Annotated in this window: 11 protein-coding genes and 1 pseudogene; 4 read left to right on the top strand and 8 right to left on the bottom strand. The window is 73.5% G+C overall.

All coding sequences use genetic code 11. From position 1 onward, the window contains the following. Positions 1 to 4: 4 nt before the first annotated feature. From ACZ4M5_RS08175 to ACZ4M5_RS08140, 8 genes and pseudogenes are all read right to left on the bottom strand, one after another. Complete coding sequence (locus ACZ4M5_RS08175; RefSeq protein ID WP_467734321.1) at positions 5 to 1999, bottom strand: NADH-quinone oxidoreductase subunit 5 family protein; 1995 nt, start codon at positions 1997 to 1999, stop codon at positions 5 to 7. Further along, a complete protein-coding gene (gene nuoK, locus ACZ4M5_RS08170) occupies positions 1996 to 2403 on the bottom strand; it encodes an NADH-quinone oxidoreductase subunit NuoK (protein ID WP_467734319.1) in 408 nt (135 codons plus the stop codon). The genes ACZ4M5_RS08175 and nuoK overlap by 4 nt, the downstream gene beginning before the upstream one ends. Positions 2404 to 2731: 328 nt before the next feature. After that, positions 2732 to 3311 (bottom strand): annotated as a pseudogene (locus tag ACZ4M5_RS08165) (NADH-quinone oxidoreductase subunit J family protein); the annotation flags it as partial. Beyond that, on the bottom strand, positions 3308 to 3979 hold the full coding sequence (locus tag ACZ4M5_RS08160) for a NuoI/complex I 23 kDa subunit family protein (protein WP_467734317.1): 672 nt from the start codon (positions 3977 to 3979) through the stop codon (positions 3308 to 3310). The gene ACZ4M5_RS08160 and the pseudogene ACZ4M5_RS08165, both read right to left, overlap by 4 nt. A 2-nt stretch (positions 3980 to 3981) precedes the next feature. Further along, complete coding sequence (locus ACZ4M5_RS08155) at positions 3982 to 4950, bottom strand: complex I subunit 1/NuoH family protein (protein WP_467734315.1); 969 nt, start codon at positions 4948 to 4950, stop codon at positions 3982 to 3984. Then, entirely contained in the window at positions 4947 to 6698 is a 1752-nt protein-coding gene (locus ACZ4M5_RS08150; RefSeq protein WP_467734313.1) for an NADH-quinone oxidoreductase subunit C, read from the bottom strand. The genes ACZ4M5_RS08155 and ACZ4M5_RS08150 overlap by 4 nt, the downstream gene beginning before the upstream one ends. Further along, positions 6695 to 7435: an NADH-quinone oxidoreductase subunit B gene (locus tag ACZ4M5_RS08145; RefSeq protein ID WP_467734311.1), complete on the bottom strand. Its 741-nt coding sequence runs from the start codon at positions 7433 to 7435 to the stop codon at positions 6695 to 6697. The genes ACZ4M5_RS08150 and ACZ4M5_RS08145 overlap by 4 nt, the downstream gene beginning before the upstream one ends. Continuing rightward, a complete protein-coding gene (locus ACZ4M5_RS08140; protein ID WP_376329150.1) occupies positions 7426 to 7833 on the bottom strand; it encodes an NADH-quinone oxidoreductase subunit A in 408 nt (135 codons plus the stop codon). Before ACZ4M5_RS08140 ends, ACZ4M5_RS08145 begins: the two co-directional genes overlap by 10 nt. A gap of 257 nt (positions 7834 to 8090) precedes the next feature. On the opposite strand from ACZ4M5_RS08140, the gene ACZ4M5_RS08135 reads away from it, so the two are divergent. The 4 genes from ACZ4M5_RS08135 to ACZ4M5_RS08120 form a co-directional block, all read left to right on the top strand. After that, positions 8091 to 9317: a sensor histidine kinase gene (locus ACZ4M5_RS08135; RefSeq protein ID WP_467734308.1), complete on the top strand. Its 1227-nt coding sequence runs from the start codon at positions 8091 to 8093 to the stop codon at positions 9315 to 9317. A 192-nt stretch (positions 9318 to 9509) separates the two neighbouring features. Continuing rightward, on the top strand, positions 9510 to 10871 hold the full coding sequence (locus ACZ4M5_RS08130; protein WP_467734306.1) for a sensor histidine kinase: 1362 nt from the start codon (positions 9510 to 9512) through the stop codon (positions 10869 to 10871). A 403-nt stretch (positions 10872 to 11274) separates the two neighbouring features. Next, positions 11275 to 11934 (top strand): LuxR C-terminal-related transcriptional regulator, encoded by a 660-nt coding sequence (locus ACZ4M5_RS08125; RefSeq protein ID WP_467735518.1) that lies wholly within the window; start codon positions 11275 to 11277, stop codon positions 11932 to 11934. Between the two features lie 157 nt (positions 11935 to 12091). Continuing rightward, positions 12092 to 12679: 2-oxoacid:acceptor oxidoreductase family protein (locus tag ACZ4M5_RS08120; RefSeq protein ID WP_467734304.1), on the top strand; the 588-nt coding region annotated here is incomplete at its 3' end.

Genomic DNA, 12679 nt, shown 5'->3' with positions numbered 1-12679 from the left:
CTGCTCACGCTCCCGTGGCGACGAGGACGGCGGCGACCGCGAGGACGACGGTGCCGGCGAGCAGCGCGCTCACATAGGTCTGGACGTTGCCGGTCTGGGCGCGCCGTACGGCGGCGCCGAGCCAGCGGGGCAGCGCACCCGCACCGCGCACGTAGGTCTCGACGACCTCGCGGTCGAGGAACCGCACGAGGCTCGCTCCGGCCTGGACCGGGCGGACGAAGAGGGCCGCGTACAGGGCGTCCATGTGGAAGCCGGCGGCCGCGTGCCGGTGCAGGGGGCCGAGCAGGAGCCGTCCCGGGTCGGCGGGGTCGGGTGCCTGGGCGATGTCACCGTAGGCGGGCTCGTGGCTGGCGATGGCCTCGGCCTCGACCCGGGCGGCGTCGCCCTCGGGGTGGGCCGCGACGGCGCCCAGCGGGACGCGGGCCGCGCGTGCGGTGGTGTGCCGCCAGGCGGCGTAGGTGACGATGCCGCCGGCCAGGGCGACACCCGTGCCGAGCACGGAGGTCGTCAGGGTGGGGCCGAGGTCGCGGCCGTCGAACCAGTCGGGCAGCAGGCGGAACGCGAACCCGCCCAGGGCCAGGGACGGCACCGCGAGGACCCACAGCACGACGGTCATCGTGAGCGGCTGCCTGCCGTGGTCGGGGGCCTCGACGCCCCGGCCGCGGAAGGTGAGCAGCCACAGGCGGGTGGCGTAGGCGGCGGTGAGCACGGCCGTGAGCAGACCGGCGACGAGGACGATCCACCCGGCCGCGGCGGGGGCGTGCTCGGTGTGTCCGGTGACGACGTGCTCGGCGACGCCGAGGACGGCCTCCTTGGAGAAGAAGCCGCTGAACGGCGGGATCGCGGCGAGGGCGAGGAGCGCCACGGTCATCGTCCAGTAGGCGTCGGGGACGCGGTCGCGCAGCTTGCCCATGCGGGACATGGCGGCCAGCGAGTTGGTACCGGCGGCGTGGATGATCACGCCGGCCGCGAGGAACAGCAGCGCCTTGAAGGCGCCGTGGGACAGGAGGTGGAAGACGGCGGCACCGCGGTCGCCGACGGCGAGGGCGCCGGTCATGTAGCCGAGCTGCCCGATCGTCGAGTAGGCGAGGACGCGCTTGATGTCGTCCTGGGCGAGCGCGGCGAGCGCCGAGCCGGCCATCGTGACGGCGGCCATGACGGCCATGACCACCATCGCGGCCTGCGAGGCCTCGAAGACCGGGAGGAGACGGGCGATGAAGTAGACACCGGCGGCGACCATCGTCGCGGCGTGGATCAGCGCGGAGACGGGGGTGGGGCCCGCCATCGCGTCGGGGAGCCAGGTGTGCAGCGGGAACTGCGCCGACTTGCCCGCCACGCCCGCCAGGAGCAGCAGGGCGATCACGGTCGGGTGGTCCAGTCCGCCGCTCGCGACGGTGCCGAGGACGCGGGTGATGCGGAAGGACCCGGCGTCGGTGGCCAGGGCGAACAGACCGATCAGGAAGGGGACGTCGCCGAGCTTGGTGACCAGGAAGGCCTTGAGGGAGGCGGCGCGGGCTTCCGGGGTCTCCCAGTAGTGGCCGACCAGGAAGTAGGAGCAGATGCCCATGACCTCCCAGCCGACCAGCAGGACCATCAGGTCGCCGGAGTAGACGACCAGCAGCATCGCGGAGGTGAACAGGGAGACCAGGGCGGCGTAGGAGGGGTAGCGCGGGTCGTCGCGAAGGTAGCCCGTCGAGTAGATCTGCACGCAGGAGGCGACCAGGCCGACCAGGACGGCGACGAGGGCGGCGAAGCCGTCGATGTGGAGGGCCAGTTCGATCGGCACCGACCCGGTGGGGGTCAGTTCGGTGGCCGAGTCGACGGCGGCGCCACCGCCCTGGCGGGCGGCGACCAGCGCGGCGAGCACCAGGGAGGCGAGGGTCGGCAGGACGGCGAGCGGGCGGGTGAAGCCGGGGGCCGTGCGGCCCAGCAGCAGGCCGGCGACGGCCCCGAGGAAGGGCAGCAGGGGGACGAGGACGGCGAGGGTGGTCGTGGTCACGCGGTGGCCTCAGCCTTCCGGGCCTCGTCGGCCGGGCCGGCCGTGCGGGTGTCGTGGCCGGGTCCGTCCGGGCCGTCGGGGTCGTGCCGCTCGGCGGTGTCGCGGAGCTTGTCGATGTCCGCGGTGCCGCGGTTGCGGTGGACGGCGAGGACGATCGCCAGTCCGATGCCGATCTCGGCGGCGGCGATGGCGATGGTGAACAGGGTCAGGGCCTGGCCGGAGTGCAGGGTCTCCTCGGCGGTCCTGCTGAGCCAGACGTCGAAGGCGACCAGGTTCAGGTTGACGGCGTTGAGCATCAGCTCGACCGACATCAGGACGAGGATCGCGTTGCGGCGGGCCAGGACGCCGTACAGGCCGGTGCAGAAGAGGAGGGCGGAGAGCACGGCGGGATAGGCGAGGTGCATCAGCGGGTCCCTTCCGTGCCGCGTCGGGGGGTGTGGCCGGTGTCGGACGAGTCCGCGTCGGCCCGGGGCGCGGTGTGGGGCCCGGACGCTGCCGCGGCGCTGGTGGCCGGGCCGGCCTGGGCAGGTTCGCCGGACGCGGGAGTCCGGTCGGCCTGGGCGGGTTCGCCGGTCGCGGGGGCCGGGTCGGCCTGGGCGGGTTCGCCGGACGCGGGAGCCGGGCCGGCCTGGGCAGGTGCGCCGGTTGTGGGAGCCGGGTGGGCCTGGGCGGGTGTGTCGGACCGGGGGGCCGGGTCGGCCTTGGTGACTGCCTCGGCCGGGGTCGCCGCGTCGGGCTTGGCCTTGCGGGAGAGGACGATCGCGCCGACGAGGGCGGCGAGGAGGAGGACGGAGAGGGCCTCGAAGGGGAGGACCCAGTTCTGGAAGAGGCCGGCGCCGGTGGCCTCGGTGGACCCGGCGGTAGGGCCGTCCAGGTCGATCCAGGTCGTGCGGAAGGCGTCCACCACGACCCAGACCAGGGCGGCGGCCGCGGCGACGGCCACGGTGAGGGCGACCCAGCGATTGCCGGAGTCGGCGTCCGGTGAGCGGCCGATGGGGGCCCTGGTGAGCATCAGGCCGAACAGGAGGAGGACGACGACGGAGCCGACGTAGATGAGGACCTGCACCCAGGCGATGAACTCGGCGGTGAGCAGGAGGTACTCGACGGCGAGGCCGCCGAGGGCGACCACGAGCCACAGGGCGGCGTGCACGAGTTGCCGGGTGGTGACGGTGACGAGGGCGGCGCCGAAGGTGACCAGGCCGACGAGGAGGAAGGCGATCTCGACCCCGGTCGGAGACAGGAAGCCGCGGGTCTCGGCAGCGGCGGTCGCGGAGTGCGCCAGGAGCTGGGCGGCGCTGGCGGAGACGGTCACGCGGTGCCCCCCTGCTCCGGTCCGCGGCGGTCGGAGTCCGGCCCGGGCTGGTCCACCTGCTGCTTGGAGTCGCCGTGGGCGCGGGTGGGCTGCTCGGCGGCGCGGGCCTGCTCGTCGGCGTGCGGTTCGGTGACGGGCGGGGCCTGCTGGGCGGCGAGCTTGTCGGCGGCCTTGCGGGCGGCGGCGAGTTCCTTCGGTTCCTCCGCGCCGGGATCGAGCGCGGGCGGGGCGGGGACGGTCCACATCCACTCGCGAAGCTTGTCGCGCTCGTGGGTGAGGTCGCGGATGTCGGTCTCGGCGTACTCGAACTCCGGGGACCAGAACAGGGCGTCGAAAGGACACACCTCGATGCAGATACCGCAGTACATGCACAGGGCGAAGTCGATGGCGAAGCGGTCGAGGACGTTGCGGCTGCGTTCGCGGCCACCGGGTGCGGCGGGCGGGACCGTCTCCTTGTGGGAGTCGATGTAGATGCACCAGTCGGGGCACTCGCGGGCGCACAGCATGCAGACCGTGCAGTTCTCCTCGAACAGGCCGATCACACCGCGGGAGCGGGGCGGGAGTTCGGGCTGGACGTCCGGGTACTGCGCGGTGACGGACTTCTTCGTCATCGTGCGGAGGGTGACGGCCAGGCCCTTGGCCAGGCCACTTCCTGGAATGGGGGCCATGGTTACTGGATCACCACCTTGACGACGCCGGTGAGGGCGATCTGGGCGAGGGCGAGGGGGACGAGGAGGGTCCAGGAGAGCTTCTGGAGCTGGTCCTCGCGCAGGCGCGGGTAGGTGACGCGCAGCCAGATGACAAGGAAGGCCAGGACGGCGGTCTTGAGCAGGGTCCACACCCAGCCGAGACCGTCGCCGCCCCACGGGCCGTGCCAGCCCCCCAGGAACAGGACGGTGGTCAGACCGCACAGGACGACGATCCCCGCGTACTCGGCGAGGAGGAAGAGGGCGAAGCGGAGGCCGGTGTACTCGGTGTAGGCACCGAAGATGATCTCCGAGTCGGCGACGGGCATGTCGAAGGGCGGGCGCTGGAGTTCGGCGAGTCCGGCCACGAAGAAGACGATCGCGCCGACGATCTGCCAGGGCAGCCACCACCACTCGAAGGCGTCGAGGATGCCGGGCAGGGAGACGGTGCCGGCGGCCATCGCCACGGAGGCGGCGGTCAGCAGCATCGGCAGTTCGTAGGCGAGGAGCTGGGCGGCGGTGCGCAGGCCGCCGAGGAGGGAGAACTTGTTCGCGGACGCCCAGCCGGCCATGAGCGAACCGAGGACGCCGACGCCCATGACGGCCAGCACGAAGAAGACGCCCGCGTCGACGACCTGCCCGACGGCACCCTCGCCCGGGCCGACCGGGATGGCGAGCAGGACGAGGAGGTAGGGCAGGAGGGCGACTGCGGGGGCCAGCTGGAAGATGCGGCGGTCGGCGCCCGCGGGGACGACGTCCTCCTTCTGCGCGAACTTCACGCCGTCGGCGATCAGCTGGGCCCAGCCGTGGAAGCCGCCGGCGTACATGGGGCCGACGCGGCCCTGCATGTGGGCCATCACCTTGTGTTCGGTCTGGCCGATGATCAGGGGGAAGGTGAGGAAGACGACGAAGACGATCAGGAGTCGCAGGATGACGTCGAGCACGTCGTTCACCGCGGGCCTCCTGGGGAATCGGGACGGGGATCGGAATCGGAGTCCGACTCGGAATCGGGCTCGGGCTGGGATCCGGGCTCGGGCTGGGATCCGGGCTCGGGCTGGGATTCGAGCTCGGGCTGGGATCCGGACTCGGGCTGGGATTCGAGCTCGGGCTGGGATCCGGACTCGGGCTCGGACTCGGTTCCGCTGAGGCTGGCCGGGTCGCCGGGGTTACCGGGGGTGCCGGAGTTGCCGGGCTCGTCGGCTGGCCGCTCGCCGTCACGCGGCTGCGCCTCGTCGGCGTCCTTCGCCGGCTCGCGCGGCTCGCTGGGCTGCGGCTCGTCCGTCGGGTGCGGGGCCTCCCCCGCCCTGTCCGACCGCTCGGGTGCGGGTGCGGGTTCGGGTTCGTCGAAGGCCGGGCGGGCGTGGTGCCACGGAGCGTCCGTGCTGCGCGGAGTGCGGGCCGGGCTGCCGGGCGGGGTGGTCGTGCCGTTGGCCGCCTCGGGCTCGGCCGGTGGGACGGAGCGCTGGCTCGCACTGCCCTCCGACGCGCTGCGCGCGCGGCGGGGTCCGGTGGAGGAGCCCGGCCGTGTGCGCTGCGACGCCGAGCCCTCGCTCGCGCTGCGGGCGCGGCGCGGGCCCGTCGCCGCGGCGGTGCCGCCTTCCGCGGCCTCAGCGGAGGGGCTTTCACCTGTGGAAGCCGCCGCTTCGGCTGCGCCCACCGCCTCGGCAGCGCCCGCGGCTGCGGCCGTCTCGGCCGCGCCGGCAGCCCGAGCTGCGGCCTCAGCCGCGGAGGCGGCCTCGGCCGAGGGAGCGGCATCAGTCGGGGGCGCGGCCTCGGTCGTGGCGGCCGAATCGGTCACGGCGTCGGAACCGGTCGTCGCGGCTGCGGCCTCACCGGCGCCCGGCACCGCGGATGTGGCCGCACCGGAACCGGCCACAGCCGCAGAGCCCGGCGCAGCCCCGGCACCCTCCGCAGCCGCCGGGCTTCCCGCAGCCGCAGCGCTCTCCGAAGCCGCCGCCTGACTTGCCGTCGCCTGACTCGCCGTCTCCTGACTCGCCGTCGCCTGGCTCGCCGAGCCCTCCGATGCCGAGCGCGTGCGCCGCACCGGGCGTTCACCCGCGGCGCGCGGCGTGCGGGCCGGGCGTTCGCCTGCCGCGCGGGCGCCCCGGGCCGGGCGGGCGGGGGCCGGCGGGAGCTGGCCCTTCAGGGGGCCCCATTCGTTCGGGTCGGGCACGCCGGGCGGGAGCATCTGGCGGCGCTTGGGGCCGCCGTGCTCGGACTCGCCGGGTTCCTTCGCGCCGGGCCAGGCCTTGGCGACGCGCGCGGCGAGGACGAAGTCCTTGCGCAGGGGGTGGCCCTCGAAGTTGTCGGGCAGCAGGAGGTGGTCCAGCGCCGGGTGGCCCTCGAAGGCGACGCCGAACATCTCGTGCGTCTCGCGCTCGTGCCAGGCTGCGCCGGCGTAGACACCGATCGCCGAGGGCAGGGTGGGGGCCTCGTGCGGGACCGTCGTCCGGAGCAGCAGGCGGCGGACCGGGGCCAGCGCGGCGACGTGGGCCGTGACGCGGAAGCCGGTGCCCGGTTCGTCCACGGCGCTCAGCCAGTCGAAGTATGTGCAGCCCAGCCGGTCGCGGGCGGTCTCCAGGGCGGAGATCCAGGCGGCCGGGGGCACGTCGACCGTGAGGACCTCGTAGGACTCCTCGGCGGTGGCGTCCGGGCCGAAGAGTTCGCCGGCGTCGGCGGGCAGCCAGCCGACCGCGGTCATCGGCCCTCCCCGGACGTCGCGTCGCCCTCGGCACCCCGGGCAGCGGCCGGGTCGGCGGCGTCCGATGCCTCACCGGCGTCCGACGCCGCACCGGCCGCCGACACCGCACCGGCCGCCGACACCGCACCGGCCGCCGGCGTCGCCGCCGGATCGTGGGCCGCACCCGGCGGCCGCACCAGGCCGCTCTGCAGTGCCGCCGCCGACGGGCGGGGCGGGCCGTCGCCGTACCGGTCCCCCAGCGACTCCCGGGCGATCTTCTCCTGGAGCTTGAGGATGCCCTGGAGGAGCGCCTCGGGCCGGGGCGGGCAGCCGGGGACGTAGACGTCGACGGGGATGATCTGGTCGACGCCCTTGGTGACGGCGTACGAATCCCAGTACGGGCCGCCGCAGTTGCTGCACGCGCCGAAGGAGATGACGTACTTCGGCTCGGGCATCTGCTCGTAGAGGCGCTTCACGGCCGGGGCCATCTTGTCCGTGACCGTGCCGGAGACGACCATCAGGTCGGCCTGGCGCGGGCCCGGCGCGAAGGGGATGACGCCGAGGCGGATGAAGTCGTGGCGGGCCATCGACGCGGCGATGAACTCGATCGCGCAGCAGGCGAGGCCGAAGTTGAAGACCCAGAGCGAGTAGCGGCGGCCCCAGTTGAGGATCACCTTCATCGGCTCGGGTGCGAGACGCGCGAGGGTGCCCAGCCGCCGCGGCTCCGGCAGCGGTACGGGCTCGGGGGTCACGTCCATGCCAGGACGCCCTTCTTGTATGCGTAGAGCAGGCCCACGGCCAGGAAGCCGAGGAAGACGAACATCTCGACCAGGGTCGCGGCGCCGTAGCCGGGGGCGGCGAAGACGGTCGCCCAGGGGAACAGGAAGATCGAGTCGACGGCGAAGATGACGTAGAGGAACGCGTAGACGTAGTAGCGGACCTGGGTGTGGGCCCAGCCCTCGCCGACGGGGTCGACGCCGCACTCGTAGGTCAGGAGCTTCTCGGGGGTGGGGACCACGGGCCGCAGCAGGCGGCCGGCCCCGAAGGCGACGGCGACGAACAGCACGCCGACGACGGCGAGCAGGCCGACGACCGAGTAGGCCCGGAAGTAGTCCGCCGCGACGACGGTCGTGGTGACGACGGTCGGTTCCGGCACGTCCGTCCCTCGCTCCCTGAAACTCGCACTGGTTCCTGTGACGACCCTGGCGTTTGTGACGATCCCGCGGTACCCCGGCGGGGGCCGGAGACACGGACGCCGTCGTTCGGCGATCTGTACGCACGGGAGTCTAGGCCCTGATAAGGGCAGGGTAAGCAGCCCGTCACCGCCGGGATCAAGGGGGTGGGGTTTTCCTCAGTGGATCCTGGCGGCCCACCTCATGGCGCGGCCGTCCGCCGCCGGGCACGCTTACGCACATGACCGAACGCTTCCCGTCCCCCGGCGCGAAGGCGGCCGCGGGGGCAGCCGGACAGGACGGCCACCCGCCGCCGCCCCGCTTCGCCTACGACCGGCACACCTGGAAGGAGATCGCGCACCTCCTGGCGAACCTCCCGGTGTCGCTGCTGGGCTTCACCTACGTCGTGACCGTGCTGTTCACCGGGTTCGGGCTGACCGTCACGGTGGTCGGTTTCCCGCTGCTGGCGGCGGGACTGATCGGGGCGCGGCAGCTGGGCCGGCTGGAGCGGGCGAGGGCGCGGGCGCTGCTCGGGGTGCGGGTGGAGGAGCCGAGCCGGCTGCGGCTGCGCGGCGGGGGCGGCTTCTTCCAGCGGCTGTGGATGCAGCTGAAGGACCCGGTGGGCTGGCGGACGGTGCTGTACGAGTTCATCCGGCTGCCGTGGGGGGTGCTGACCTTCGCGGTGACGACGGTCTCGCTGTTCGTGCTGTGGCCGGTGCTGCCGTTCATCGCGCGCGGGCTGGCCAACGCCGACCGGGCGATGGTGCGGGCGCTGCTGTCGCCCTCCGACGAGCTGGAGCGGCGGATCGCCGAACTGGAGTCGGACCGGGGGGTCGTGGTCGACACCGCGGCGGCCGACCTGCGGCGCATCGAGCGGGACCTGCACGACGGGGCGCAGGCCCGCCTGGTCAATCTGGCCATGGGCCTGGGCCTGGCGAAGGAGAAGGTGCTGGAGGACCCCGACGCCGCGGCGGCGATGGTCGAGGAGGCGCACGGCGAGGTGAAGCTGGCGCTGCAGGAGTTGCGGGACCTGGCCCGGGGCATCCACCCGGCGGTCCTCACCGACCGCGGTCTGGACGCGGCCCTGTCGTCGGTCGCCTCGCGCTGCACGGTTCCCGTGAAGGTCACGGTCGACCTGCCCGAGCGCCCGGCGGCGGCCATCGAGGGCATCGCCTACTTCACCGTCTCGGAGCTGCTGCAGAACGTCAGCAAGCACAGCCGGGCGAGGTCGGCCTCGGTCGAGGTGTGGCGCACGGACGACCGGCTGCTCATCCAGGTGTGGGACGACGGCCGCGGCGGCGCGAGCGTCGACGGCGGTACGGGGATGAAGGGCCTGGCGGACCGGCTGAACGCGGTCGACGGCCTGTTCGTCCTGGAGTCGCCCGAGGGCGGCCCGACGACGGTCACGGCGGAACTCCCCTGGCGCGAGCGGGACGCCGCGGCCGCCGGAACCGGCCCCTCCCACTAGCCGCCCCCGTCTCCGTGTGGCCCCGCCGGCTCCTGGCCGGCGGGGCCTGGCGCATGCCCCGCCCCGTGGCGCCCCGGGGTGGGGAAAACCCCCCGCCCAAGACGCCGACGGCCTTCATGGTCCGCGAGGGCGGTGAGGAGGAGGGTGGAGATACGAGGGAACAGCCGCAGGACGAGGAGAAGGACGGCGCCGATGGCCACGGGATACGGACAGGGGTACGGGCTCGACGGTGAGCCCGGGTTCCGCGGGAGCACCGAACGGCGGCACCGGCTGCCCGCCGCGCTGCGCGCGCCGGTCGAGGGCCGCACCTGGCGCGAGCTGGGCTACGTGCTGCTGAGCCTGCCGATCAGCGTGCTGCTGTTCACCTACGCGGTCACGATGGTCTCGCTGGGGGCGGGCCTGCTGGTGACGTTCCTGGGCATCCCGGTGCTGGCGGCGGCGCTCGCCGGGTGCCGGGGCATCGGCGCGGTGGAACGGGCCCGGGCACGGGCGCTGCTGGGCCTGGACGTGGCCGAGCCGGAGCCGCTGCGGGTGCGCAAGCAGGGCGCCATGGCCTGGATGGGGGCCGTCCTGAAGAGCGGCACCTCGTGGCGGGCGCTGCTGTACTCGGTGCTGCAAATGCCCTGGGCGATCTTCTCCTTCGTCGTCGCCGTGAACGTCTGGGTGCTGGGCTGGGGGCTGCTGACGTACCCGCTGTGGTTCTGGGTGTTCCCCATGTACGCCGGGCAGGACGGGATCCAGCTGTACGGCGACGAGACGCATCGGGTGTACCTCGACAACCCGTTCGAGATCACCGTGACGGCGCTGGTGGGGCTGCTGTTCACGATCGCCACGCCGTGGATCGTGCGGGCGCTGACGATGGTGGACCGGCTGATGGTGCACGGGCTGCTCGGCCCGTCGCGCCTGGTCACGCGGGTGGTGGAGCTGGAGTCGGACCGCGGGGTCGTGGTCGACACGGCGGCGGCCGACCTGCGGCGCATCGAGCGGGACCTGCATGACGGGGCCCAGGCCCGGCTGGTGGCGCTGGCGATGGACCTGGGGCTGGCGAAGGAGAAGCTGCAGGAGGATCCGGACGCGGCCGCGCGGATGGTGGACGAGGCGCACGGCGAGGTGAAGACCGCGCTGCAGGAGCTGCGGGACCTGGCCCGGGGCATCCACCCGGCGGTGCTGACGGACCGGGGCCTGGACGCGGCGCTGTCGGCGGTGGCGTCCCGCTGCACGGTGCCCGTGCAGGTCGAGGTGGACCTGGCGGAGCGGCCGGCACCGGCGATCGAGGGCATCGCCTACTTCACGGCGTCGGAGCTGCTGCAGAACGTCAGCAAGCACGCGCGGGCGACGTGGGCGGGTGTGGAGGTCTGGCGCACGGAGAACCGGCTGATGCTGCAGGTCGTGGACAACGGCGTGGGCGGCGCGGACGTGTCCGCCGGATCCGGACTGGCGGGTCTGGCCGAACGGCTGGACGCGGTGGACGGCATCCTCGTCGTGGACTCCCCGGCCGGCGGCCCGACCCGGGTGACGGCGGAGCTGCCGTGGCGGGGCGCACGGATCCGGTGACGCCCCAGGTGCGGGCGCGTTGGCAACAACGCCGGGCACGCCGGGCACGCCGAGCACGCCGACCCCGACGAGCGGGCCCCGGCAGCGCGCCCGCACCCGACGAGCGGACCCCGGCAACCCGCCCGCACCCGACGAGCGGACCCGGCAGCGCCCGCCCCCTCCGGCACGGTGAGGGGCGGGCGCCCCGGCGTCCGGTGAGCAGCGAGCCTCCGCAGGATCCCCTCCCCCGGTCCGGCGGGACGTCGGCCCTCCGCAGTGATCCGCCGGGCGGGATGCCCGTGCCGTGTGCCCTTCGGGCGCCGGTCCTGAAATGCTGGACCCGTCGCACGGGTGGGCGCGGGGCCGTCGGGGTCCGCGCACGGGCGGCGCCGGGCCAGGGGGGCCGAACATCGTGGAGGACAGGGTGCGGGTGGTCATCGCCGAGGATTCAGTGCTGCTGCGGGAGGGCCTGACCCGGCTGCTGACCGACCGCGGGCACGAGGTCGTCGCGGGCGTCGGGGACGGTGACGCGCTGGTCAAGACGATCACCGAGCTGGACGCGCAGGGCGAACTGCCGGACGTGGTCGTGGCGGACGTGCGGATGCCGCCGACGCACACCGACGAGGGAGTGCGGGCGGCGGTGCAGCTGCGCAAGGCCCACCCCGGGCTGGGTGTGCTCGTGCTGTCGCAGTACGTGGAGGAGCGGTACGCCACGGAGCTGCTCGCCGGGTCCAGCCGGGGCGTCGGCTATCTGCTGAAGGACCGGGTGGCGGAGGTACGGGAGTTCGTCGACGCCGTGGTGCGGGTGGCCGGGGGCGGTACGGCCCTGGACCCCGAGGTGGTGGCCCAGCTGCTGGGCCGCAGCCGCAAGCAGGACGTCCTGGCGGGGCTCACCCCGCGGGAGCGGGAGGTGCTGGGCCTGATGGCCGAGGGGCGCACGAACTCGGCGATCGCCCGGCAGCTCGTGGTCAGCGACGGGGCGGTGGAGAAGCACGTCAGCAACATCTTCCTCAAGCTGGGGCTGTCCCCGAGCGACGGCGACCACCGCAGGGTGCTGGCCGTGTTGACGTACCTCAATTCGTGAAACTCCGGACATGAGAGTCGGAGTGCCCGATCGTCGCGAAGTCGCGTCCAACATGCGAATCACCCCAAGAAGGCGACCCTTGCGGTCGTAGGGTTGATCCGGGGAGGCCTGCGGGAAGGCCTGTCCGGGACAGCCGCCTCGAGGGAGGTCCAGTTCAGTGACCAGCCAGGTCAGTAGCCCAGCGGAGCAGGCCGACGAAGCAGTCGCAGGAGAGCAGCGCGGAGCGGTGGGGGCGAAGGACGTCCGTCGCCTGGAACGTGTGGTCATCAGGTTCGCGGGTGACTCGGGTGACGGTATGCAGCTCACCGGTGACCGTTTCACTTCGGAGACGGCGTCGTTCGGCAACGATCTGTCGACGTTGCCGAACTTCCCGGCCGAGATCCGGGCGCCCGCCGGGACGCTGCCGGGTGTGTCGTCGTTCCAGCTGCATTTCGCCGATCACGACATCCTGACCCCGGGTGATGCGCCGAACGTGCTGGTGGCGATGAACCCGGCCGCGTTGAAAGCGAACCTCGGCGATCTGCCGCGCGGGGCGGAGATCATCGTCAACACCGACGAGTTCACCAAGCGGGCGCTGCAGAAGGTCGGCTATGCGGTGTCGCCGCTGGAGGACGGTTCGCTGGACGGCTACAGCGTGCATCCGGTGCCGTTGACCACGCTGACGGTGGAGGCGCTGCGGGAGTTCGATCTGAGCCGCAAGGAGGCCGAGCGCAGCAAGAACATGTTCGCGCTGGGTCTGCTGAGC

The sequence above is a fragment of the Streptomyces sp. NPDC026246 genome (assembly GCF_055567995.1).
Note: the sequence above shows the minus strand (reverse complement) of the source record. Positions and strands in the feature narration are given on the sequence as shown.

What these genes read in the sequence shown, in the direction of transcription:
- nuoK (WP_467734319.1), bottom strand. Translation starts at nt 2,403, where the DNA reads ATGCACCTCGCCTATCCCGCCGTGCTCTCCGCCCTCCTCTTCTGCACC.
- ACZ4M5_RS08160 (WP_467734317.1), bottom strand. Translation starts at nt 3,979, where the DNA reads ATGGCCCCCATTCCAGGAAGTGGCCTGGCCAAGGGCCTGGCCGTCACC.
- ACZ4M5_RS08150 (WP_467734313.1), bottom strand. Translation starts at nt 6,698, where the DNA reads ATGACCGCGGTCGGCTGGCTGCCCGCCGACGCCGGCGAACTCTTCGGC.
- ACZ4M5_RS08145 (WP_467734311.1), bottom strand. Translation starts at nt 7,435, where the DNA reads ATGGACGTGACCCCCGAGCCCGTACCGCTGCCGGAGCCGCGGCGGCTG.
- ACZ4M5_RS08135 (WP_467734308.1), top strand. Translation starts at nt 8,091, where the DNA reads ATGACCGAACGCTTCCCGTCCCCCGGCGCGAAGGCGGCCGCGGGGGCA.
- ACZ4M5_RS08130 (WP_467734306.1), top strand. Translation starts at nt 9,510, where the DNA reads ATGGCCACGGGATACGGACAGGGGTACGGGCTCGACGGTGAGCCCGGG.